The organism is Pantoea sp. WMus005, from assembly GCF_013415305.1.
GTDB lineage: Bacteria > Pseudomonadota > Gammaproteobacteria > Enterobacterales > Enterobacteriaceae > Pantoea > Pantoea rara.
Genome location: NZ_JACBXU010000021.1, coordinates 1 through 382, shown reverse-complemented (window position 1 = coordinate 382; position 382 = coordinate 1). Strand labels below are relative to the sequence as shown.

The 382-nt window shown below is 50.5% G+C and carries 1 tRNA gene and 1 rRNA gene; both read left to right on the top strand.

Going from position 1 to position 382, the window contains the following annotated elements:
- Position 1 precedes the first annotated feature (1 nt).
- Positions 2 to 77, top strand: a tRNA-Ala gene (locus HZZ01_RS20735).
- 208 nt (positions 78 to 285) lie between these two features.
- Positions 286 to 382 (top strand): 23S ribosomal RNA (locus HZZ01_RS20730); the annotation flags it as partial.

Here is a 382-nt window from a genome sequence, read left to right as displayed (position 1 = left end):
TGGGGCTATAGCTCAGCTGGGAGAGCGCCTGCCTTGCACGCAGGAGGTCAGCGGTTCGATCCCGCTTAGCTCCACCATACCGTTAATCTGTTTTTTCTGAATACTTCAGAGCGTACCGGCAACGGTGCGCTGCGAAGTATTATGCTCTTTAACAATCCGGAACAAGCTGAAAATTGAAACGACGCGTCGTTTTCATTCTCCGTAATAAGAATGAAAAGCACGATGCGTTCGAGTCTCTCAAATGCTCGTGACTTGCAAGCGTTGTAAAACGCCTGTGGGTTGTGAGGTTAAGCGACTAAGCGTACACGGTGGATGCCCAGGCAGTCAGAGGCGATGAAGGACGTGCTAATCTGCGTAAAGCGACGGTAAGGTGATATGAACC